This is a genomic window from Janthinobacterium sp. HH106, assembly GCF_001758725.1.
In the GTDB taxonomy this organism is placed as follows: domain Bacteria; phylum Pseudomonadota; class Gammaproteobacteria; order Burkholderiales; family Burkholderiaceae_D; genus Janthinobacterium.
On the sequence record NZ_LRIC01000073.1, the window covers coordinates 41,497 to 62,443 of the forward strand.

General features: G+C 64.8%; 14 protein-coding genes and 1 pseudogene. 10 read left to right on the forward strand and 5 right to left on the reverse strand.

The window, feature by feature from the left end; genetic code table 11:
• The first annotated feature begins 144 nt into the window (after positions 1–144).
• From pilM to JAB8_RS26955, 10 genes and pseudogenes are all read left to right on the forward strand, one after another.
• Complete coding sequence (pilM, locus tag JAB8_RS26910) at positions 145–777, forward strand: pilus assembly protein PilM (protein ID WP_070292335.1); 633 nt, start codon at positions 145–147, stop codon at positions 775–777.
• 5 nt (positions 778–782) lie between these two features.
• The gene (locus tag JAB8_RS26915) at positions 783–1,334 is read left to right on the forward strand and encodes a PilN domain-containing protein (protein WP_175445265.1); all 552 of its coding nucleotides are present in this window, start codon (positions 783–785) and stop codon (positions 1,332–1,334) included.
• Positions 1,335–1,499: 165 nt separating this feature from the next.
• Entirely contained in the window at positions 1,500–2,513 is a 1,014-nt protein-coding gene (locus JAB8_RS26920; RefSeq protein ID WP_070292337.1) for a pilus assembly protein PilP, read from the forward strand.
• An 86-nt stretch (positions 2,514–2,599) separates the two neighbouring features.
• Positions 2,600–3,931: pseudogene (locus JAB8_RS26925) on the forward strand (type IV pilus secretin PilQ family protein); the annotation flags it as partial.
• Between the two features lie 112 nt (positions 3,932–4,043).
• Positions 4,044–6,254: a hypothetical protein gene (locus JAB8_RS26930; protein ID WP_070292338.1), complete on the forward strand. Its 2,211-nt coding sequence runs from the start codon at positions 4,044–4,046 to the stop codon at positions 6,252–6,254.
• 60 nt (positions 6,255–6,314) lie between these two features.
• The gene (aroKB, locus tag JAB8_RS26935) at positions 6,315–7,976 is read left to right on the forward strand and encodes a bifunctional shikimate kinase/3-dehydroquinate synthase AroKB (protein ID WP_275528113.1); all 1,662 of its coding nucleotides are present in this window, start codon (positions 6,315–6,317) and stop codon (positions 7,974–7,976) included.
• Between the two features lie 2 nt (positions 7,977–7,978).
• A complete protein-coding gene (locus JAB8_RS26940; protein WP_070292339.1) occupies positions 7,979–9,130 on the forward strand; it encodes a deoxyguanosinetriphosphate triphosphohydrolase in 1,152 nt (383 codons plus the stop codon).
• A gap of 357 nt (positions 9,131–9,487) precedes the next feature.
• Positions 9,488–10,198, forward strand: coding sequence for a sulfate reduction electron transfer complex DsrMKJOP subunit DsrO (gene dsrO, locus JAB8_RS26945; protein WP_070221683.1), 711 nt, complete (start codon positions 9,488–9,490; stop codon positions 10,196–10,198).
• Positions 10,199–10,201: 3 nt separating this feature from the next.
• Positions 10,202–11,314: an NrfD/PsrC family molybdoenzyme membrane anchor subunit gene (nrfD, locus tag JAB8_RS26950; RefSeq protein WP_070292340.1), complete on the forward strand. Its 1,113-nt coding sequence runs from the start codon at positions 10,202–10,204 to the stop codon at positions 11,312–11,314.
• Positions 11,315–11,324: 10 nt separating this feature from the next.
• Positions 11,325–14,546 carry a molybdopterin dinucleotide binding domain-containing protein gene (locus JAB8_RS26955; protein ID WP_070292341.1) on the forward strand — a complete coding sequence of 1,074 codons (3,222 nt, stop codon included), beginning with the start codon at positions 11,325–11,327 and terminating at the stop codon, positions 14,544–14,546.
• Here the strand turns inward: JAB8_RS26955 and JAB8_RS26960 are convergent.
• Genes JAB8_RS26960 through mutM form a run of 5 tightly spaced genes read right to left on the reverse strand, consistent with a single transcriptional unit; the run spans position 14,543 to position 20,923 of the window.
• Positions 14,543–15,166 carry a response regulator gene (locus tag JAB8_RS26960; RefSeq protein WP_070292342.1) on the reverse strand — a complete coding sequence of 208 codons (624 nt, stop codon included), beginning with the start codon at positions 15,164–15,166 and terminating at the stop codon, positions 14,543–14,545. The two genes, JAB8_RS26955 and JAB8_RS26960, sit on opposite strands and share 4 nt — an antisense overlap.
• A complete protein-coding gene (locus JAB8_RS26965) occupies positions 15,163–16,965 on the reverse strand; it encodes a sensor histidine kinase (protein ID WP_083287962.1) in 1,803 nt (600 codons plus the stop codon). Before JAB8_RS26965 ends, JAB8_RS26960 begins: the two co-directional genes overlap by 4 nt.
• Positions 16,965–18,128, reverse strand: a complete 1,164-nt coding sequence (gene mutY, locus JAB8_RS26970) for an A/G-specific adenine glycosylase (RefSeq protein ID WP_070292344.1) — start codon at positions 18,126–18,128, stop codon at positions 16,965–16,967. The genes JAB8_RS26965 and mutY overlap by 1 nt, the downstream gene beginning before the upstream one ends.
• A 34-nt stretch (positions 18,129–18,162) precedes the next feature.
• Complete coding sequence (locus JAB8_RS26975) at positions 18,163–20,064, reverse strand: dynamin family protein (protein ID WP_070292345.1); 1,902 nt, start codon at positions 20,062–20,064, stop codon at positions 18,163–18,165.
• Between the two features lie 22 nt (positions 20,065–20,086).
• Entirely contained in the window at positions 20,087–20,923 is an 837-nt protein-coding gene (gene mutM / locus JAB8_RS26980; protein WP_070221676.1) for a bifunctional DNA-formamidopyrimidine glycosylase/DNA-(apurinic or apyrimidinic site) lyase, read from the reverse strand.
• Positions 20,924–20,947: the final 24 nt, after the last annotated feature.

The following is a 20,947-nucleotide window of genomic DNA, read 5'->3' on the forward strand; positions in this document are numbered from 1 at the left end:
ATCCTGCGCCAGATCACGGCCCCGCCAGATAGGCGCCGCGCGCCGCAGACACCAGCGTGAAATCCGTTTACAAGCCAGCGCTGCCGGGACTAGGCTTGCGGATGGCAGGACTTCCTTCCACGCTGACGTTTCTCTATGAAAAACATGTCCATCAGCAGTCTTCTTGGCACCGGCTTGCTGGGCGTCGACATCGCGGACGACGCCGTGCGCGTGGTCGAGTTGATACGCCGGCGGGGAACACTGGCGTGCCGGCATTGCGGCAGCGCCGCGCTGGCGGCAGGAGTAATGCGTGAAGGCATGATCGAAGATCTGCAGGGCCTGGCTGCCGCCGTGCGCCTGGCATGCCGCGACAGTGGCAGCGGCTGCACGCGCGTGGCGCTGGCCATGCCGGCCACGGCCCTGATCACGCATGCGATCCGCCTGCCTGCCGGATTGCCGGAGGAACAACTGGAAATCCTCGTGGAACTGGAAGCGGGACAATACATGCCGTTTGCGCTGGAAGACGCCAACCTGGATTTTTTCATTCTCGGCCCTGCGCCGCCGCTTGCCGGCCAGACCGGCAGCGAGATCGACGTGCTACTGGTGGCGGCGCGGCGCGCCAGCGTGCAGCGCCGTCTCGATGCGGCCAAGGCGGCCGGCTTGACGCCCGTCATTATGGATAGCGAGGCGCTTGCCTTGCAGGCGGCGCTCGCGCAGGGCGGCTGGCAAGCCTTGCCCGGCGGCGGCCTGAACTATCAACTGGCCTGGGGCCTGGCCATGCACCGGTACGCCCGATGAAGGCCGTGGCGGAAGTGCCATGCATCAATCTTTTGCCGTATCGCCAGGCGGCACGCCGCAGGCGTATTCAGCGGCTGCTGTGGCAACTGGCCGGTGGGGCGCTGTTGGGATTGCTGACGGCCTTGGCGGCGGGCGCCTGGCTGCAGCACCAGCTCGACGTGCAGTTGTACCGCCAGGAGGGCTGGCGCCATGCCATGCAGCAAGTCAATACGGTCCTTGTCACAGGCAAGCGCGTGCAGGGCGAGACGGCGGCCCTGCTGCTGCGCCAGCAAGCCATTGCCAGTCTGCAAGAGCAGCGCGATGCCTGGGTGCGCATGCTGGCGGCCCTGGCCCAGGCGATGCCGGCTGGCGTCGCCCTGCACAGTGTGCGCCAGGAAACGGCGATGGTGCGCCTGCAAGGGCAGGCCGTTTCGCAGGAAAAGGTCGCGGCACTATTATTGGCGCTGGCGCAGGCCGCGCCCTGGTCCCGGCCGGAAGTGATGGAAGTGCGCGGCGCGGCCGATGGCGCCGTGGAATGGACGATACGGCTGGCTTTGGCACCCGCTGGACAATCTTAGAGCCTATCCCAGTAGGGAGCGTCTTTTGCAGGCAGCACATCAGGAGCGCGGACAAGGCCCGAGGAGGACGCGTGGCGAGCCATGCGACGACTCCCCGCTTCCGAGGGGCGCTTGCAAGAGATGTATTCATCTACTGGGATAGGCTCTTAGTCGTGGAGGTTGATCATGCTGAGCTTGAAGACCGCGTCACTGTGGCCGCTGCCGGCGCGCCTTGCTTGCGCTGCGCTGGCCGGCATGCTGGTGACTGCCCTGCTGCATGCCACATGGCTCGATGGACTGATGGCGGCCGTGCGATTGGCGCACAGTGAGGAAGCCCGCTTGCGCGCCGATTATCTGGCGGCGCAGGCCAGGGCAAAGCAGTTGCCACGGTGGCGTGCAGAGCAGCGTCAGGCCGGCGCCGAGCTGGCCCTGCTGGAACAGCAACTGCCTGACCAGCAGGCGATGGCGGCGCTGTTGACGGACATTAATGCCGCCGGCCAGTCGCGCGGGCTGCAATTTTCACTGTTCAAGCCGGGCGCGGCGCGGCCGCAAGCGCCGTATGTCGCCTTGCCGATCACGATACAGTTGCGTGGCGGCTACCACGCCATGGGCGCGCTGCTGGCAGACCTGGCGCGCCTGCCGCGCATCGTCACGGTGCATGCGCTGGCCTTGACCCTTGGCAAGGATCGCTTGTTGACCCTGGATGCCGTGCTGCAGGCGTATCGTTTGCCCGAAGCGGGGGAGCTGGCGGCGCAAGCGGCATTGCCTTCACAGGGCAGTGCGCCGGCATGGCGCCCGCTTGCCGCTGTCGCGCCGCATCCTTACGAGGCGGCCGCCCTGGCCGATCCATTTAATGCCTTGCCGCCCGCGCCCGGACAGCGTGGGGGCGTGGCGGGACCCGATCCGCGCCGGGTGCGCGAGCCGCTGGAAAGCGTGGCCTTGCCTGCCATCACCATGGTCGGCAGCGTGCAACAGGACGGGCGCCTGAACGCGCTGCTGCTGGCGGGCCAGCGCATGTACCGGGTGGCCGTGGGCCAGTATCTGGGGCAAGACCACGGTGTGGTGACGGGCATCAGTGAACAGGCCGTGCAGTACCGTGAATTGCTGCGCGAGGCGGATGGCCCCTGGCGCGAGCGGCGCGGCAGCCTGGCCTTGCAGGTGGCAGGGGCGAAGGCCAGCCTGCCCGAGGCGGCGCCATGAGGCCGCTCCGCATGCTCGTGGCCGCCATGCTGTGTCTGCATGCCGGTGTCCTTGCCCAGGAGGCGGTGGTGCAGGTGACGGCGCCGCGTCTGTATGCGGGCGACAAAATTTCCGTCGATTTCCAGAACGTGGGCGTGCGCGCGGCCTTGCACATCCTGGCCGATGCGTCCGGGCAAAACATCATCGCCAGCGACAGCGTGGCGGGCAATGTAACCCTGCGCCTGCGCGACTTGCCGTGGGACCAGGCGCTCGACGTGCTGCTGCAGGCCAAGGGCCTGGACATGCGGCGCAATGGCAACGTGCTGTGGATTGCGCCGCGTGAGGAAATCCTCGCGCGCGAAAAACTGGAGCTCGAAACGCGCGCGCAGATCGCGGAACTTGAACCCTTGCAATCAAACATCTTCCAGCTCAATTACCAGAAAGCCGAAGCGTTCCGTACCGTGTTCGGCCTGGACGCGGGGGAAGGGCGCAGCCGGCTGCTGTCGCGCCGTGGCAGCGTGCTGATCGAGCCGCGCACGAATCAGCTGTTCGTCACCGACGTGCCGGCGCGCCTGGAACAGATCCGTCAGCTGATCGCCAAGACGGATATTCCAACCCGACAAGTCATGATCGAGGCGCGCATCGTCGAGGCGAACGACAGTTTCAGCCGCAACCTGGGCGCGCGCCTCGGTTTTACGGACCAGCGGCTGGCGGCGGGCCAGGTGCCCGGTTTTTCGCTGGGCGGCAGCGGACGCCGCGCGGCCATCGGCGGCACGTATCAGGGCGTGGGCGAGGCGACGGGGCAAACGGTGGCAGGCAGCGGCGCCTTCGTGCCGAACACGCAATTCGTCAACTTGCCGGCCGCCAGTATCAACGGCTTGCAGCCGGCCAGTTTCGCCCTGAGCCTGTTTTCGGCGGCCGCCAACCGTTTTTTGAACCTGGAATTGTCCGCGCTGGAAGCGGACGGCAGGGGCAAGATCATTTCCAGCCCCCGCGTGGTGACGGCCGACAAGGTGCTGGCGTTGATCGAGCAGGGCATCGAGCTGCCGTACCAGGTGGCCACCAGCAGCGGCGCCACGTCGATCACGTTTCGCAAGGCGAACCTGCGCCTGGAAGTGACGCCGCAGATCACGCCGGACGGCAATGTGGTGCTGGAAGTGGACGTCAACAAGGACAGTGTGGGCCAGGAAACCCGCTCCGGTTTCGCCATCGACACCAAGCACGTGCGCACGCAAGTGATGGTGGAAGACGGCGGAACCGTGGTGCTGGGCGGTATTTATCAGCAATCGGAACGGGGCACGGACAGCAAGGTGCCGCTGCTGGGCGACATCCCCGTGTTTGGTGTTTTTTTCCGCAGCACGGGCCGCAGTCAAGAAAAAACGGAACTGATGGTGTTTATTACGCCGAAAATAGTGGCAGATCGGCCAGCAACACGTTAATGTCACATCTTTACGTTTAAGTAACAATGCAAACGAAAGCGGACTGATGGCGACTATGCGGAATTTTTCTTTTGGCAATACTTCTTGGAGTAGGGTATCGAATTGGCTGGTCATGCTGGCGCTGGGCTCTTTGCTGGCCGCCTGCGGCGGCGGCGGCGGTGATCCGACCCTCGATGGCGGCAGCAGCGGCGGCACGACGGGCGGCGTGGCCGCGACGGTCATGGTGAGCCTGTTGAACGCCGCTGGCCAGCCTAGCAATGCATTGAGCAGCACGACGCCGCTGACGGCCAAGGCGCTCGTCAACGATAAAAATGGCGTTCCTATCAGCAATGCCGTGGTCACGTTTTCGGCCGACCCCGCGCTGGTAACGTTGTCATCGACCAACGGCACGGCGCTGACCGACGCCAAGGGCTATGCCAGTATCACCGTCTCGGCCTTGAATGCGACGGTCACCGGTGCCGGCAAGCTGACGGCCACTGTCGCGGCAGGCACCGCTATGGTCACCGGCGACGCCAGTTATGAAATCAAGACGGCCCAGGCATCGGGCGCCAAAATGACACTGGCGCTGCTCAATGGCGGCAGCGCCAGTAACGCGCTGTCGAGCGCCATGCCGCTAACGGCCAAGGCGTTGGTGACCGATTTGAACGGAAAACCGATCAGCGACGTGTTGGTGGCATTCTCGACTGACAATACCATGGCAGTGATGTCACCATCGGTAGGGACGGCACTGACCGATGCGACAGGTACGGCCAGCGTAACGCTGCGTCCTTTCAGTCTGTCGGCCAGCGGCGCCGCCACGTTGCGGGCGACCACGACGGCCAATGGTGCCGTTGCCAGCAGCCAGATCAATTATGTGCTGGGAGCCACCGACCTGAGTGCCGAGAACATGCGGTTTTCGCCCGCCGGCATCCCGGCCTATGGCACCACCAACGTCACGGTTGATGTCATGGCTGGCACCAGCCTGTACACAGGATCAGGCCAGACGGTAAATTTCAGTTCGACTTGCGTGCAGGCCGGCAAGGCTAGTGTGACCAGCGGCGTGCCGGTAGTCAATGGCAAGGCCACAGCTGTTTTCCGCGACCTGGGTTGCAATGACTACGATATGGTCAATGCCACAGTGGCGGGCAGCGCTTCCATGTATCACGCGACGCTGCCGATCGGCCGCGTCGCGCCGGCATCGGTACAATTTTCCAGCGTCAGTCCGGTAGGAAAATCGATCGTGATTCAAGGGCAGGGCGGCATAGCGCGCACGGAAATGGCTACGCTCACTTTCCGCGTATTCGATACTTTCAACAAACCTCTGGTCGGCCAGGAAGTGACGTTTTCGTTGTTGAACGGCCCTGGCATGACGCTCAATAAAGTGAAAGACACCACGGATGCCAATGGTGACGTCATCACCACCGTGAATTCCGGCACCACCCCGACCACCTTCCGTGTTAAGGCCAGCCTGGCCTCTGGCATTTCCACCTTGTCCGATTCCATCCTAGTAACGACGGGTTTGCCTGTGCAAACGGCGTTTTCGCTCAGCTCCGTCAAGTCTAGCGTGGAAGGCTGGTCGTATGACAGCCCCTTAAGCACCCCTGCCACGACCGTCACTATCTTGCTGGCAGACCAAGCGGGCAACCCTGTTCCTGACGGCACGCCGGTGGTATTTCAGAGCAATTTGGGCGCCATCGGCTCGTCCAGCATGGGCGGCTGCACTACCATGAATGGTGGCTGCTCGGTCGACTTCCGCAGCCAGAACCCGCGTGTGGCGACCAATCCACCTGTCACGCCCTGCAATGATGTCAGCAATGGCGGCACGGCCGACAGCCTGTGGCCCGGTCTTGCTACCGTCTGCGCCAGCACTTCGGACGGCAACAAGACGTTGTTCGCGAAGATCGCCATCTTCCTGAGCGGCAGCCGTCCCGAGAATGTCATGCTGTTCGATCAGTCGGCCCAGGTAAGCCTGGATCGCAGCACCTATGATCTTGGAAGCGTTTCAGCCGCTGCAGTGCGTCAATTCAGCTTGGGATTCAGCGATTTGCATCAAAACCCCATGCCCTCTGGGACCACGGTCGCGATTACGAATATGATCAATGGCGTTGGATCCATTACTCCGGACAGCATACAAAATATCTATCCGCACAACACGCTTGGCGTGGATGACCGTACCGGAGGCAACATTCAAGGTAACCAGGGAGGCCGGCATGCCGTTACAATTAACAGTCTGACGCCGACAAATTGTGTAGCGAATGTGGTCAGCACGTTTAATGTAACAGTGACGACGCCGCTGGGTAACGCCACCAGTTACCCGTTTAGACTGACATTCTCCTGTCCTTGACGTAAGGGGAAACGGGCGCCGTAGAGGCGGCGCCTGCTTATTTTCTGATTGATATAAAAAGTGTCCGAAATTTCCAACAGTAATATCTTTCTTGTCGGCCTCATGGGCGCAGGCAAAACCACGATCGGGCGCATCCTGGCCCGCAAGCTGGGCTTGCGCTTTGTCGATTCCGACCACGAAATCGAGGCACGCACGGGAGCGACCATCCCGTGGATCTTCGAGATCGAGGGCGAGGCCAGCTTTCGCCGGCGCGAGGCCGAGGTCATCCGCGACCTGAGCGCCCAGGAAGGGATCGTCATGGCCACGGGCGGCGGGGCGATCCTCAACGCCGACAGCCGCGCCTACCTGAAGGAGCGGGGCACGGTCGTGTACCTGCGCGCCAGCGTCAGCAACATCCTGGCGCGCACCAGCCACGACAAGAACCGCCCCCTGCTGCAGACGGCCGACCCGCGCAAGAAGCTGGAAGAATTGACGGCGCAACGTGAGCCCCATTACATGGAAGTGGCCGACATTGTGATCGACACGGGCCGTCCTAACGTACAATCGATGGTTCAGACCATCCTGATGCAGCTGGCCAGTCTCGAATGCGAGGCCTCGCCCAACTGCGTCATTCATGCAGAGCCTTCGATGAACGAGCAATCCAAAATGTTGTTGAGCGTAGACCTCGACGAACGCAGTTATCCGATCGCCATCGGTCCCGGCCTGCTGGCCGACGCCGATGCGCTGCTGCGCCATATCAGCGGCCACAAGGTGGCCATCGTCACCAATACCACCGTCGCGCCGCTGTACCTGGGCCGCCTGCAGGCGGCGCTGGCCAGCGATGGCCGCGAAGTGATCTGCATCGTCCTGCCGGACGGCGAAGAATATAAAAACTGGGCCAGCCTGATGCAGATCTTCGATGCGCTGCTGGCCAATAAATGCGACCGCAAGACCACGCTGGTGGCGCTGGGCGGCGGCGTGATCGGCGACCTGACCGGCTACGCGGCGGCCAGCTACATGCGCGGCATCGGCTTCGTGCAGGTGCCGACCACCCTGCTGGCGCAGGTCGATTCTTCCGTCGGCGGCAAGACGGGCATCAACCACCCGCTGGGCAAGAACATGATCGGCGCCTTCTACCAGCCGCGCGCCGTGATCGCCGACACCTCGACCCTGGAAACCCTGCCGGCGCGCGAGCTGTCGGCGGGCCTGGCCGAAGTGATCAAGCATGGCGCCATCATCGATGCCGCGTTTTTCGACTGGATCGAAGCGAACATGGACAAGCTGATGGCGCGCGACAAGGGTGCGCTCGCCTATGCGATCGCCCGCTCGTGCGAAATCAAGGCCGACGTCGTGCGTCAGGACGAGCGCGAAGGCGGTTTGCGCGCCATCCTGAACTTCGGACACACCTTCGGCCACGCCATCGAGGCGGGCCTGGGCTACGGCCACTGGCTGCACGGCGAAGCCGTCGGCTGCGGCATGGTGATGGCGGCCGACCTGTCCTGCCGCATGGGCTATATCGACCAGGCGGCCGTCGAGCGCGTGCGCAAGCTCGTCGCCGCCGCCGGCCTGCCGGTGAAAGCGCCGGACCTCGGTGTCGAGCGCTGGCTGGAATTGATGGAAGTGGACAAGAAGAACGAGGGCGGTGCCATCAAGTTCATCCTGTTGAAACCCTTGGGCAGCCCGTGCATCACGTCCGCGCCGCACGAACTGGTGCTGGCCACCCTGGCCGCCGGAGTGCAATAGCCATGACGCCGGAAGACGCCCTCGCCCAAGGATGGCTAGCCCCCTATGCCGCCCATTCGGCACAGGGGCAGGGACGTCGCTTTGCCGAGGCGGCGCACGCCTCGCGCAGCCAGTTCCAGCGCGACCGCGACCGCATCATCCATTCCTCGGCTTTCCGCCGCCTCGAATACAAGACCCAGGTTTTCCTCAATCACGAGGGAGACCTGTTCCGCACGCGCCTCACGCACAGCCTGGAAGTGGCACAGGTGGGCCGCTCCATCGCGCGCAACCTGCGCCTGAACGAAGACCTGGTCGAAGCCATCGCGCTCGCGCATGACCTGGGCCACACGCCGTTCGGCCACGTGGGCCAGGACGTGCTCAACGAGTGCATGCAGGCGCACGGCGGCTTCGAGCACAACCTGCAAAGCCTGCGCGTGGTCGATACCCTGGAAGAGCACTACGGCGCCTTCGATGGCTTGAACCTGATGTTCGAGACGCGCGAAGGCATATTAAAACACTGCTCGCTCGCGCATGCGCGCGAACTGGGTCCCGTGGCGCAGCGCTTCATCGACCGCACGCAACCGACGCTGGAAGCGCAGCTGACCAACCTGGCCGATGAAATCGCCTACAACAGCCACGATATCGACGATGGCCTGCGCTCGGGCCTGATCACCATCGCCCAGCTGGAAGAAGTGGCATTCTTCGGCCGCCTGTGGCGCGACGTGCAGCAGGCGTTTCCAGGTCTGTCGGGCCGGCGCGCCATCTACGAAACCCTGCGCCGCCTGATCACGGCCCTGGCCGACGATCTGATCGTCACGTCGACGGCCCTGATTGCGGACGCCGCTCCCCGCGACGTCAGCGAAGTGCGCGCCAGTCCGCCGCTGATCCGTTTTTCGGACGCCATGCGCACGGACGCGACGGAGCTGAAGCGCTTCCTGCGCGCGAACCTGTACCGCCACTACCAGGTCAACCGCATGCGCGTGAAGGCCAGCCGCATCGTGCGCGAACTGTACGACAGCTTCATGGCCGAACCGGCCCTGCTGCCGCCCGATTATCAGATCAGCGGCGATGATGTGACAAAGCAGGCGCGCAAGATCGCCGACTATATCGCCGGCATGACGGACCGCTACGCGATCCGCGAGCATCGCCGGCTGTATTCGCTCGACGAGCTGTAACGGTCACTGCGTGGACTGACATGCCCGCGCGACGCTTCATGTCGGGTTACGCCGTGCCGGCTAACCCGACCTACCTATGCAAGCGGTCATGGGGAATCTGACGTAGGTCGGATTAGCGCAGCGTAATCCGACATGTCTGCGCGATACCACGACACTTCATGCCAACAATGTTGTCGGATTACGCGCTGGCGCGCCTCGGCGGCCCCGCTAATCCGACCTACTCCGCATTGTCGGTCCTGTCAATCGGCATGATCATCTAGGCCCCCGCACGATCACCCCAATATCCGTACGGCAACTTCTTTTCTATCATGGCAGCAAGTCAACAAGGGCTTGCCGCCCATCGTCAAGGAGAGTGTCATGATCGAATCGCGCCGCAGTTTCTTGCGCGCCTTGCCCGCCGTTACCATCGGGGCGGCCATCGCGCCGCTGCCAGGCAAGGCCGCCACCAGGGGCGAAGGCGGCCAGCGCTGGGCGATGGTGGTCGACGTGCAGAAGTGCATCGGCTGCCAGGCGTGCACGGTCTCCTGCATCATGGAAAACGCCGTGCCGGAAAACAGCTTTCGCACCGTCGTCTCGACCTATGAAGTCAAGGAAGAGAACCGCTGCGGCACCTACATGCTGCCGCGCCTGTGCAACCACTGCGCCAATCCTCCCTGCATCCCCGTCTGTCCTGTGGGCGCCACCTTCCAGCGCAAGGATGGCGTCGTCGTCGTCGACGGCGACCGCTGCGTGGGCTGCGCCTACTGCGTGCAGGCCTGCCCCTACGATGCGCGCTTCATCAACCACGAGACGGGCAAGGCCGACAAGTGCACGTTCTGCGCGCACAGGGTCGATGAAGGCCTGCTGCCGGCCTGCGTGGAAACCTGCGTGGGCGGCGCGCGCATCTTCGGCGACCTCAATGATCCGGACAGCATGGTGCATCAGCTGCTCAGCGAGAACAAGGTGAAGGTGCTCAAGCCTGAGCAGGGCACACAGCCCCACGTGTTTTACCTGGGACTGGACACGCGCTTCGCCGGTCACGTCGAGGGCGAAGCGACACTTTGGCAACCGAGCAAACACGGGAAATAAACCATGGACAGCCACATCACCGAAATTGTCAACGTCACGCGCGAAGCGGCATGGCTGCCGTGGGCGGTGCAGTATTTTTTCCTCATCGGCCTCAGTTACGGCAGCTTCATGCTGACCCTGCCGTACTTCGTCTTCGGCCGCAAGGCGTATGAACGCCTGGGACGCATCGCGCTGCTCGCGTCCCTCGTGTGCGGCATGACTGCGCCCGTGGCGTTGCTGGCCGACTTGCACGGGCCGGGCCGCTTCTACCATTTCTACATTTACTTCCAGCCGCAGTCGTGGATGTCGTGGGGTTCGTTCTTCATTCCCCTGTATCTGGGCTGTCTGATGCTGTACGCGTGGCTGGCGCTGCGCGGGGACTTCGCCGCGCGGGGGCAGGGTCAGGACCGCCTGGCCTTTGCCTATCGCCTGCTGGGACGTGGCGGCGCCGCATCGCGCCAGGCCATCATCGCCGCCGCCGTTTTCACCCTGCTCGCCGCCTTCGTGGTGGGGCTGTACACGGGCATGGAAGTAATGGTGGTGCGCGCCCGTCCACTGTGGTTCACGCCGTTCCTGCCGGCGCAATTTGCCGCCACGGCCTTTGTCGGGGCGGTGGGCCTGGCGCTGCTGTTCAACCGTTTCCTGCCGGGCCGCGACATGGCGCTCGAAGTGTCCTTGAACCGCGCGCTGGCGCTGTCGCTGGCGCTGGTGCTGGCATTGGGCGGCGGCTGGCTGTTCGTCAGCCTGTCCGGCGTAAGCGCCAGCCACAGCATGGCCTTTACCCAGGTGGCGGGCATGCCGCAATGGCAGTTCACGGCAGTCTGGGCCGTGCTGTCGTCGATCGTGCCGATGGCCCTGGCCATCTGGCGTCCCGCCACGAGTGGCCTCGTCAACGGCCTGATCGCGCTGCACAGCGCCTGGATGATGCGCTGGACGATTTTCATCGGCGGGCAGAACATCCCGAAGACGGGCGCGGGCCTGTACGACTACCACCTGCCGATGGGGAACGACGGCTTGATGGGGATTATCGGCACGGCCGGCCTGTGGATCGCGCTGCTGTTGCTGATGCTGGAATTTTTGCCATGGGCTGGACGCGTCGTCGCTGCACGCAGCCGTCCCGCCATGGCCACGCACTGAGGAGTCAACAATGAACGATCAAATACACAACGACGACCGCAACGACGTCCCTGAAGACGAAAAAGAAAAACGCCGCAAGCTGCTGCGCTACGGCGCCATCGGCGGCGGGCTGGCCGCCTTTGCCGCCAGCTTTTCCACCACGGCCGGCCGCATGGTCGACCACGCGCTGGGCAAGGACAAACCCGTACAGCGCTTGCACGGCAATTCGCTGGCGCCCGAGTTTTCCGTCGACACGGCCACGGGCAAACTGACGGTCAATCCCGACCAGCAGGTCAGCTACACCATGTGCATGGGCTGCACCACGTTTTGCGGCGTGCGCGTGCGCCTGGATAAAAAAAGCGGCAAGGTGCTGCGCGTGGCGGGCAATCCGTACAGCCCCCTGTCGGCCGATCCGGCGCTGCCGTACCAGACCCCGATACGCGACAGCTTCATTTCCCTGTCGCGTTTCGAGGAAAAGGGCTTGAAGGGACGTTCCACCGCTTGCGGCCGCGGCAACGGCGTGCTGGAACAGATGGAGTCGCCTTTCCGCGTGCTGGCGCCCATGAAGCGCGTGGGACCGCGCGGCGGCGGCCAGTGGGAGCCGATCGCCTTCGACCAGTTGGTCAAGGAAGTGACGGAAGGCGGCGACCTGTTTGGCGAAGGCCACGTGCAGGGCTTGCGCGCCTTGCGCGAGCTGGAAAAACCGATCGATCCGGCGCAGCCGGAACTGGGTCCGCAAGTCAATCAGGTGGGCCTGATGTGCAGCACCGACGATGGCCGCCTGGCGTTCGGCTCGCGTTTTTTCAAGCAATCGTACGGCAGTCTGAACCTGGTCAACCACGGCTCGTATTGCGGCGGCGCCTACCGCAGCGGCTCGGGCGCCATGTTCGGCGACATGAAGAAAATGCCGCATGCGAAAGTGGACCTGGAAAACACGGAGTTCTGCATTTTCGTCGGCACGGCGCCCGGTAATGCGGGCAACCCGTTCAAGCGCCAGGGCACCTTGATCGCGAAAGCCCGTTCGGGCAAGCGCGAATTCAGCTACGTCGTCGTCGACCCCGTGCTGACGAATGCGGACAGCCTGGCCGCGGGCGACCGCAGCCGCTGGGTGCCGATCAAGCCGGGCACGGATGGCGCGCTGGCCATGGCCATGATCCGCTGGATCATCGAGCACGAACGCTATGACCGCAACTTCCTCGTGCAGCCCAACCTGAAGGTGGCGGAAGCGGCAGGCGAAGCCGCCTGGTGCAACGCCACGCATCTGATCATCAGCGAGAAGGGCCATCCGCGCGACGGCCGCTACCTGCGCGCGTCGGACATCGGCGCGGTGGAACTGGCGGAAGAGGAGCGCTACAAGGATGGCGACGCGTTCTGCGTGATCGACGCGGCCACGCAAGCGATCGTGCCGCACAATGCCGCCAAGGGCGAAGCGCGCCTGTTCTTCGACGGCCCGCTGGACGTGGCTGGCGCGCCGCTGCACCTGAAGACGGCCATGACGATGCTGAACGAAGAAGCGCAGCGCCACAGCATGGAGGACTATTCCAGCGCCTGCGGCATCCCCCGCGACATCATCGAAGGCCTGGCGCGGGAACTGACCAGCCACGGCAAGCGCGCCGCCGTCAATGCGCACGGCGGCATGATGTCGGGCGCCGGCTTTTATAACGCGTATGCGCTGGTCATGCTCAATACCCTGATCGGCAACTTGAACCGCAAGGGCGGCACCCTGATCAACGGCGGCAGCTTCAAGGATGCGGGCCCCGGCCCGCGCTACAACCTCGAAAGTTTCGACGGCGAGATCAAGGCGGCCGGCATGCCCATCGGGCGCAACGTGCCGTATGAAAAAACCTCGGAATTCAAGCTGAAGAAGGAAGCGGGCAAGGCGTATCCGGCCAGGGCGCCGTGGTATCCGAACGCGCCCGCGCTGGCCACCGAATGGCTCACCAGCGCCATGAACGGCTATCCGTACACCCTGAAGGCGCTGATCCTGTGGAGCTGCAATCCCGTCTACGGCATCACGGGCTTGCGCGCGCAGATCGGCAAGGAGCTGGCCGATCCGAAGAAGATTCCCCTGATCGTCGCCATCGATCCCTTCATCAATGAAAGCTCGGCGTTTGCCGACTACCTGCTGCCCGATACCTTGCTGTATGAAAGCTGGGGCTGGGCCGGCGCCTGGGGCGGCATGCCCGTCAAAATGAGCACGGCGCGCTGGCCCGTGGTCGAACCGCGCGTGCAGAAAACGCCGGACGGTCAGAGCATCTGCATGGAATCGTTCTTCATCGCGCTGGCCAAAACGATGGCCTTGCCCGGCTTCGGCCCGGAAGCCCTGCAGGACATGGAGGGCCAGCGCTTCCCATTGCAGCGCGCGGAAGACTGGTATCTGCGCGGCGGCGCCAACATCGCCTGGCAAGGCAAGACGGCCGTGCCTGAGGCGAGCGACGACGATATCGCGCTGTCCGGCGTGGCGCGCATCCGCCCAGAACTGGAGCGCACCCTGAAGCCGGAAGAGTGGCGCAAGGTGGCCTTCATGCTGGCGCGGGGAGGGCGCTACCAGAGCTATGGCGAGATGTTCGGCCTGCGCCTGCCGCCGCCGGCGAATGCCAAGGCACCGGCGGCTGCCGCACCGGTCGTCGACGAGACGCCGTATCCGCAGGACTGGTCCACGCACCGCTACCTGAAACCGATGATGCTGTACAACGAGGGCCTGGGCGTGAGCAAGAACAGCCTGAGCGGCAAGCGTTTCCCCGGTACGCCCGCCTGGAGGGTGGCGGCGTTTGCCGACGGCACACCCGTGCGCAAAACCTACCCTGCCAGCGAATGGCCGTTCGAGTTGATCAGTTTTAAATCGGCACTGCAGAACTCGTACAGCATCGGTGCGCGGCGCTTGCGCGGCATCCATCCGGACAACCCGGTCGCCGTGCATCCCGACGATGCGGCGCGCCTGAAGCTGGAAAATGGCGACCAGATTTATCTGGAGACGCCGGGCGGCAAGGCCAGGGCCACGGTGATGCTGCGCCATGGCGTGCAGCGCGGCGTGATCGCCGTCGAACACAGTTTCGGCCACAAGGAACACGGCGCGCGCGCCCACCGCATCGGCAAGCTGCGCCAGCCCGACGAACCGGCCATTGGCGCGGGCATCAACCTGAACGACCTGGGCTTGACGGATCCGAGCCGCGGCGACAAGAACGTGTTCGTCGATCCCGTCTCGGGCACGTCGGTGCGGCAGGGGCTTCCTGCCCGCATCGTGCGGGCTTAGATTTGCCCACCCGCCATCAGCAGCCGGGCTACCTCGGCTGCTGAATGCAGGCCCAGTTTCTCCATCGCGTTATGGCGGTGCACCTGCACCGTCTTGTCGCTGATGCCGAGCTCGCGGGCGATGACTTTCGAGGCCTTGCCTTCGGCCATCAGCAGCGCCACTTCGCGCTCGCGCGCGGTGAGCCTCGCCAGCGCCGTTTGCGCCGTATTCGCGCTGGCGGCGCTGCGGCTTTCTTCCACGCTGCGGGCCACGGCACGCGAGACGGCATCGAGCAGCACCTGGTCCTTGCACGGCTTTTCCAGAAAATCGCAGGCGCCCGCCTTCATCGTCTGCACGGCCATCGCCAGGTCACCGTGGCCGCTGAGGAAAATCACGGGCAGCGATATGGCGTGTCCGGTCCTGTTATTCAACTCCTGCTGCAGTTCCAGTCCGCTCATCAGCGGCATGCGCACGTCGAGCAGCAGGCAGCCCGGCACATGGCCGTCGTAGCGCTGCAGGAAGTCGCGCGCCGATTCGAACGTCTGCACTTGCCAGCCGGCCGAATCGAACAGATAGGCCAGCGAGCGGCGCATGGCGGCGTCGTCGTCGACGACAAAGATGATCGCATCGCTTTCGTTCATGGTGTTTCCTTATCTGCTTCCATATGCGTATCTTCGGGCAGGCGGAACCAGACCGTCAAGCCTGGCGCATCGGCGTTGGCATGGGCCGACAGGCTGCCGCCGAACGACTCGATGATGCTTTTGCTGAGGGACATGCCCAGGCCCAGGCCTTCGGCCTTGGTGGTAAAGAAGGGCTCGAACAGGCGCGCCATCTGCGCCGCATCGAGGCCGCAGCCGGCGTCGCGCACGGCCACCGTGCAGGCGCCGTTTTCGCGGTGCAGCAGCACGCCGATCGGGTGCTGCGGATGGTCGTTTTCCACCTGCGCGTCGAGCGCATTTTTCAATAAATTGAGCAGCACCTGCTGCACTTGCTGCGGGTCGGCCAGCACGCGCGGTGCAGCGCTGACCGCCTCGTGACGCCAGCTGATATTGGCTTGCGGATGGGCCGCGCGGAACAGCGATACCGCCTGCTCCACGGCGTCGGCCAGCGCGAAGGCCGTGCTGTGCGCGGGACGCTTTTGCGCCATCGCGCGGATGTGCCGGATGATGGCGCCCGCGCGCTCGCTTTGCGTGGCGATTTCCTGCGCGCCGTCGAGCAAGGGCGCCGCGTCGAGCCGTCCCGCCGTGATGCGGCGCGCCATGCCGCGCGCGAAATTGCCGATGGCCGCCAGCGGCTGGTTCAATTCGTGCGCGATGGCGCTGGCCATTTCGCCCAGGATGGCCAGGCGCGCCGTGTGGTCGAGCGTGGCCTGGCGCTGGCGCGCCTGTTCTTCCAGCGCGCGCTGCTGGTGCTGCGCCGCGCGCAATTGCTCCGTGCGCCGGCTGACCAGGTATTCCACGCGCACCGTATGCACGGCCCAGGCCACCAGCAAGGCCAACACCAGCAGCATCCAGCCCCAGTAGCGGCGCAGGGCCGTCTCGAACGTCAGCTTGTTCAGATAGGCGTAGGGGCCGATGCGCAGTTCGCGGAACAGTTCATCGACGATCTGGTAATCGCTGGGTACCGTCCAGCTGTAGCCTTCGCTGGTGCGCGGCATGGCCAGCAGGGCCTGCGCCACTTTTTTCGCCAGCGGGGGCGGCGTCTGGCGCAGGGCCACGAAGGGCCAGTCCGGATACAGCCGCGACGAGCTGGCGCAGCGAAAGCCGGGAATCGGGCGCGTGGTGATCACGCGCAGTTCATCGGCCCGCACTTCGCCGCTTGCCACCATCTGTTCGAGCAAACAGGTGCGCACGATGCCGGCATCCATGCGGCCAGCACGAACGGCCTCGACGATCTGCTGCGAGGGAAAACCGCTGTAGCGCAGGCTGGCAAAATCGTGCGCGGGATCGATGCCCGCTTCCTGCAGTTCGCGCGCGGCGATCTGGTAGCCGCCAAACGCGTCGGGCGCCACCGCCATCACGTTCTTGCCCGCCAGGTCGGCCAGGTCGTGCAGCGGCGACGCGCTGCGCACGACGATGGCCGAGCCGATGGCCTGGCGCGGCGAGTCCGTCCACGGCGACTCCAGCGTGGCGATGCGGCTGGCGCCGTCGCTGTGTTCGAGCGCCACGTAATGGCCGCTGCTGGTGATGGCAAAGGCGATGGCCTGCGCCTGCACGGCGCGCGTCAATCCCGCCTGGTCATAGTCGGCCAATGTAAAACGGATGCCGGGGATGCTGGCCTGCAGGTGGCGCGTCACGTACGACCAGTCCTGCTGCACGGCGTCGCCGCCCTTGTAGGCGAGCACGCCTATTCTCACCTCTAGTACCTCCGGCAGCGCGTCAGCCGCTTGCGCGCCGTGCAGGCACAGCGCCGCCAGCGCCAGTGCTACAAGCCTGCGCACTAGAACATGCTGCGCTGCGCCGCGCGCGCATCGCCGAACAGGTCCAGCAGCAGTTTCTTGATCGGTGCAGGCAGCGGCGCGTCGGCGATCTTCGCGCCGTCGTACCAGACGTGCGTGGACTCTCCGGCCAGCGCCAAACGGCGCGCCAGGGTGATGCGGCAGGGGACGATGTGCAGCTTGTAGTGGGTAAACACGTGCACGATGGGCAGCAGCCGTTCCTGGGTCTCGATTTCGCCGAACGGCGACACGGCGCGCGCCAGGGCCTCCTGGCTTATCTCGCGCGGTGCGTCTTCATCTGCCAGCATATGGCCGTCGAGTTCGGGCAGCGACAGCAGGCCGCCCCAGATGCCGGAACCGGGGCGCTGCTCCAGCAGCACCTGGCCATCGTCGATGATGGCCAGCATGACGGCGTGTTTTTCCGGACTGGTTTTTTTGGGTTTGCGTACAGGTAAGTCTTTGACCCGATGGGTGGCGTAGGCCACGCAGCGCGGCTGCAAGGGGCAGCGGCCGCAATCGGGGCTGCTGCGCGTGCACAGGGTGGCGCCGAAGTCCATCAGGCCCTGCGTGTAGGCCTCGATACCTGTTTCAGGCAGCAGCGCCTCGGCGCGGCGCCACATGGCTTCCTCGACCCGTTTTTCGCCGGGATAGGCATCGATGCCGAAGGTGCGCGCAAACACGCGCTTGACGTTGCCGTCCATGATGGCCGCGCGCGTGCCGCTGGAAAACGCGGAAATGGCGGCCGCCGTCGAGCGGCCGATGCCGGGCAGCTCGGCCAGTAGCAGCGGGTCGCTGGGGAACACGCCGTCATATTCGGCCACCACGCGCTGCGCGCACTTGTGCAGGTTGCGCGCCCGCGTGTAGTAACCGAGGCCGCTCCACTGCGCCATCACGTCTTCCACCGGGGCTGCGGCCAAATCGCGCAGGGTGGGGAAGCGTTCGAGGAAGCGCGCGTAGTAGCCGAGCACGGCGGTGACCTGTGTTTGCTGCAGCATGATTTCGGACAGCCAGATCAGGTAGGCGTCGCGCGTATTCTGCCACGGCAGCGCGTGGCGGCCATGCTGCTTTTGCCAGGCGATGACGGTGGCGGAAAAAGTCGGGTCGACGTAATCTTCCAAAGGTGCCGCGCCCGTGGCGGGCGAGAGCGGATGCAGCAGACGTTTCATGCAGGATTCCAGGGTTGTATTCAGTGCGTAGGGTTCATGCGGCGCTGGCCGCGCGCAAGGCGGCCAGCAATTGCGCCAGCTGCGCCTTGTCGCGTTCGAGCGCCGCCAGGCTCGCTTCGAAGCCGGCGATTTTCTGTTCCAGGCTGCCCGTGGCGTCGTGGATGCGCTGGATCGAGGCAAAGCGCAGTTTCAGCTGTTCCTTGTACTCGACGATCTGCGCTTCGAGCGGCGCCATGATGACTTTCAGCCAGGCGCTGGCGTCGTCGTTGGCGTTGGTGAAACTGCGGCGCACGCGCGAGGCGATGGTGTCGAAGAATTTTTCCATCAGCACGACGCGGCTGGTGGTGAGCAGGGTCGCCGTGCCGAACTGCTTATGGTAGACGGCTTCGATGTCGGCGATCTCCTGGCGGTAGCGGGCCAGCGAAAACGGCATCGGCAAGGCCAGCGCCAGGCCATGTTCGGAGGCGAATTTGCGGTACATCACGTTCATCATTTCCGTGATCTCGGCCGTCTTGCCTTCCGAACGGTCGAGGTTCTGGCCGATGCGCTCGAAATACTGGCGCACGGCTTCGCGCAGGCCCGTGAAAAAGCGGCTGCGCTGCATGGCGGCGCGCACGCCGTCGATATCGTCGCGCACGATGTCCATGCCCAGGCTCGTGTACAGCTCCGTCGACAGCCGGGTAAACACGGTGCGCGTCGCTTGCAGCTTGAACAGGCTGCTGTCGAATTCCTTCTTCTCGATGTCGATGCGCCGCATCATGTGGGCGATCACGCTCTGGTTCTTGCCGCGCAGGCTGTGCAGTTCGTGCAGCTGCTCGGCGATGCCGCGCGCGCGGGCCGCCGCCTGCACCTGCTGCGCCGCTTCGATGGCGTCCAGGTCGAACGCCAGCTGGCGCCGGATGATGTCCTTGCGCGCGGGGATCAGCTCCTCGAACAGGGCCGTCTCCAGCGCCTGCAGGCGGCTTTTTTCCAGCAGCGCCGCATCGTGGTTGATCTTGCCCACCAGGGCCTTTTGCGCCGAGACGGGAAACACCTGGCCAGCGTCCAGCGTCAACAGGTGCGCCACGCTGGCCTGCTGGCGTTCGATGGCCTGCGCCACCTCGGCATCGCCGCGCAATTCATCCCACATGCTGTCGATCTTGTTGAGCACCACCAGGCGTCCCGCGCCGGCGCCGATATGGTTGCGCCACACTTCGATGTCGCTGCGCGTGACGCCCGTGTCGGCCGCCAGGATGAACAGCACCGCGTGCGCATTCGGGATCAGGTTCAGGGTCAGTTCCGGTTCCGTGCCGATGGCGTTCAAGCCCGGCGTGTCGAGGATGACCAGGCCCTGTTTCAGTAGCGGATGGGGGAAGTTGATGATGGCGTGGCGCCACATGGAAATTTCCACCTGGCCGTCCTCGTCGAGCATGGCGGGAGCGTCCGCATCGCCGGCGTCATACAGGCCGTAGCGCGCCGCTTCTTCCACGCTGACTTTTTTCGTCAGGCTGACCTGGCGGATGGCTTCCTGCATGTCGTCGCCCGCTTCGATATTCAGGGGCAGGACGGTCCAGGCGGCGGGCAGTTCGCGGTAGTCGCTGGTCGACAGGTTCTGCGCGCGCGTCTCGATGGGCAGCAGGCGGATCGATGGCGGCCAGGCCGCGTCGTACAGCAGCTCGGTGGGGCACATGGTGGTACGGCCCGCGCCCGAGGGCAGGATGCGCTGGCCATAGCCGGCAAAGAAGATGGCGTTGATCAGCTCGGATTTGCCGCGCGAGAATTCCGCCACGAAGGCGACGGATAAACGGTCATCGAGCAGGCGGGAGCCACAGCGCGCCAGGCGCAGCGCGGAGGCGCCGTCGACCAGGCCCGCCGCGCTGGCGGCTTGCCGGTATGCCTGTAAGGCGGCCTGCACGTCCTGCCGCCATGCGCTGTATTGTTCCAGGTCTCTGACCATCTGGCTCCCTCTGTGAGTATGCTTACTTTTGACAATTCACGCAGTAAAACGTGGAACGCTGTCCCTGCACGATTTGCCGGATCGGCGCGCCGCAGACGCGGCAGGGCTTGCCCGCGCGGTTGTACGTGAAATACGTCTGCTGGAAGTAGCCGGACTGGCCGTTCACGCCGATGAAGTCGCGCAGGGTGCTGCCGCCCTGTACGATGGCTTCGGCCAGCACGTCGCGGATCGCCTGCGCCAGTTTCTCGTAGCGGGCCAGGCCGATGCGCCGGGCCGGCGTCTTCGGGTTGATCCCCGCGCGGAACAGGCTTTCGGAACAATAGATATTGCCCACGCCGACGACGATGTCGCCCGCCATCAGCACCTGCTTGATGTTGGTGCCCTTGTTGCGCGTTTTCTCGAACAGCAGCTGGCCCGTGAAGCCGCCTTCGAGCGGCTCCGTGCCCAGCCCGCGCAGCAGCGCGTGGCCGTCCAGCGGGCCATCGGCCTCGTCGTGCCACAGCACGGCGCCGAAGCGGCGCGGGTCCGTCATGCGCAGCACCTGGCTGCCGCCGTCCGCGTCCTCCACGACGAGGTCGAAATGGTCGTGCTTTTGCGCCTGCGTCCCCGTCGGCAGCACGCGCAAATGGCCGGACATGCCCAGGTGGATGATCAGGGTGCCGTGGCGGAAGTGGATCAGCAGGTATTTGCCGCGCCGCCCCGTCAGGCCGATGGTTTGCCCCGACAATTGTTCGCCCAGGGCAGGAGGGAAGGGCCAGCGCAGGCCGTCGCGGCGCAGCACGACGGAGCGCACGGCGCGCCCTTCGAGATGGGGCGCGACACCGCGCCGTGTGACTTCGACTTCTGGCAATTCTGGCATAGGGCTCGAATGGTTGAAAACCGG

Excerpts from the sequence above, each read along its gene's own strand:
- pilM (WP_070292335.1), top strand. The coding sequence starts at position 145 with ATGTCCATCAGCAGTCTTCTTGGCACCGGCTTGCTGGGCGTCGACATC.
- JAB8_RS26920 (WP_070292337.1), top strand. The coding sequence starts at position 1,500 with ATGCTGAGCTTGAAGACCGCGTCACTGTGGCCGCTGCCGGCGCGCCTT.
- JAB8_RS26930 (WP_070292338.1), top strand. The coding sequence starts at position 4,044 with ATGCTGGCGCTGGGCTCTTTGCTGGCCGCCTGCGGCGGCGGCGGCGGT.
- JAB8_RS26940 (WP_070292339.1), top strand. The coding sequence starts at position 7,979 with ATGACGCCGGAAGACGCCCTCGCCCAAGGATGGCTAGCCCCCTATGCC.
- dsrO (WP_070221683.1), top strand. The coding sequence starts at position 9,488 with ATGATCGAATCGCGCCGCAGTTTCTTGCGCGCCTTGCCCGCCGTTACC.
- nrfD (WP_070292340.1), top strand. The coding sequence starts at position 10,202 with ATGGACAGCCACATCACCGAAATTGTCAACGTCACGCGCGAAGCGGCA.
- JAB8_RS26955 (WP_070292341.1), top strand. The coding sequence starts at position 11,325 with ATGAACGATCAAATACACAACGACGACCGCAACGACGTCCCTGAAGAC.
- JAB8_RS26960 (WP_070292342.1), bottom strand. The coding sequence starts at position 15,166 with ATGAACGAAAGCGATGCGATCATCTTTGTCGTCGACGACGACGCCGCC.
- mutY (WP_070292344.1), bottom strand. The coding sequence starts at position 18,128 with ATGAAACGTCTGCTGCATCCGCTCTCGCCCGCCACGGGCGCGGCACCT.
- JAB8_RS26975 (WP_070292345.1), bottom strand. The coding sequence starts at position 20,064 with ATGGTCAGAGACCTGGAACAATACAGCGCATGGCGGCAGGACGTGCAG.
- mutM (WP_070221676.1), bottom strand. The coding sequence starts at position 20,923 with ATGCCAGAATTGCCAGAAGTCGAAGTCACACGGCGCGGTGTCGCGCCC.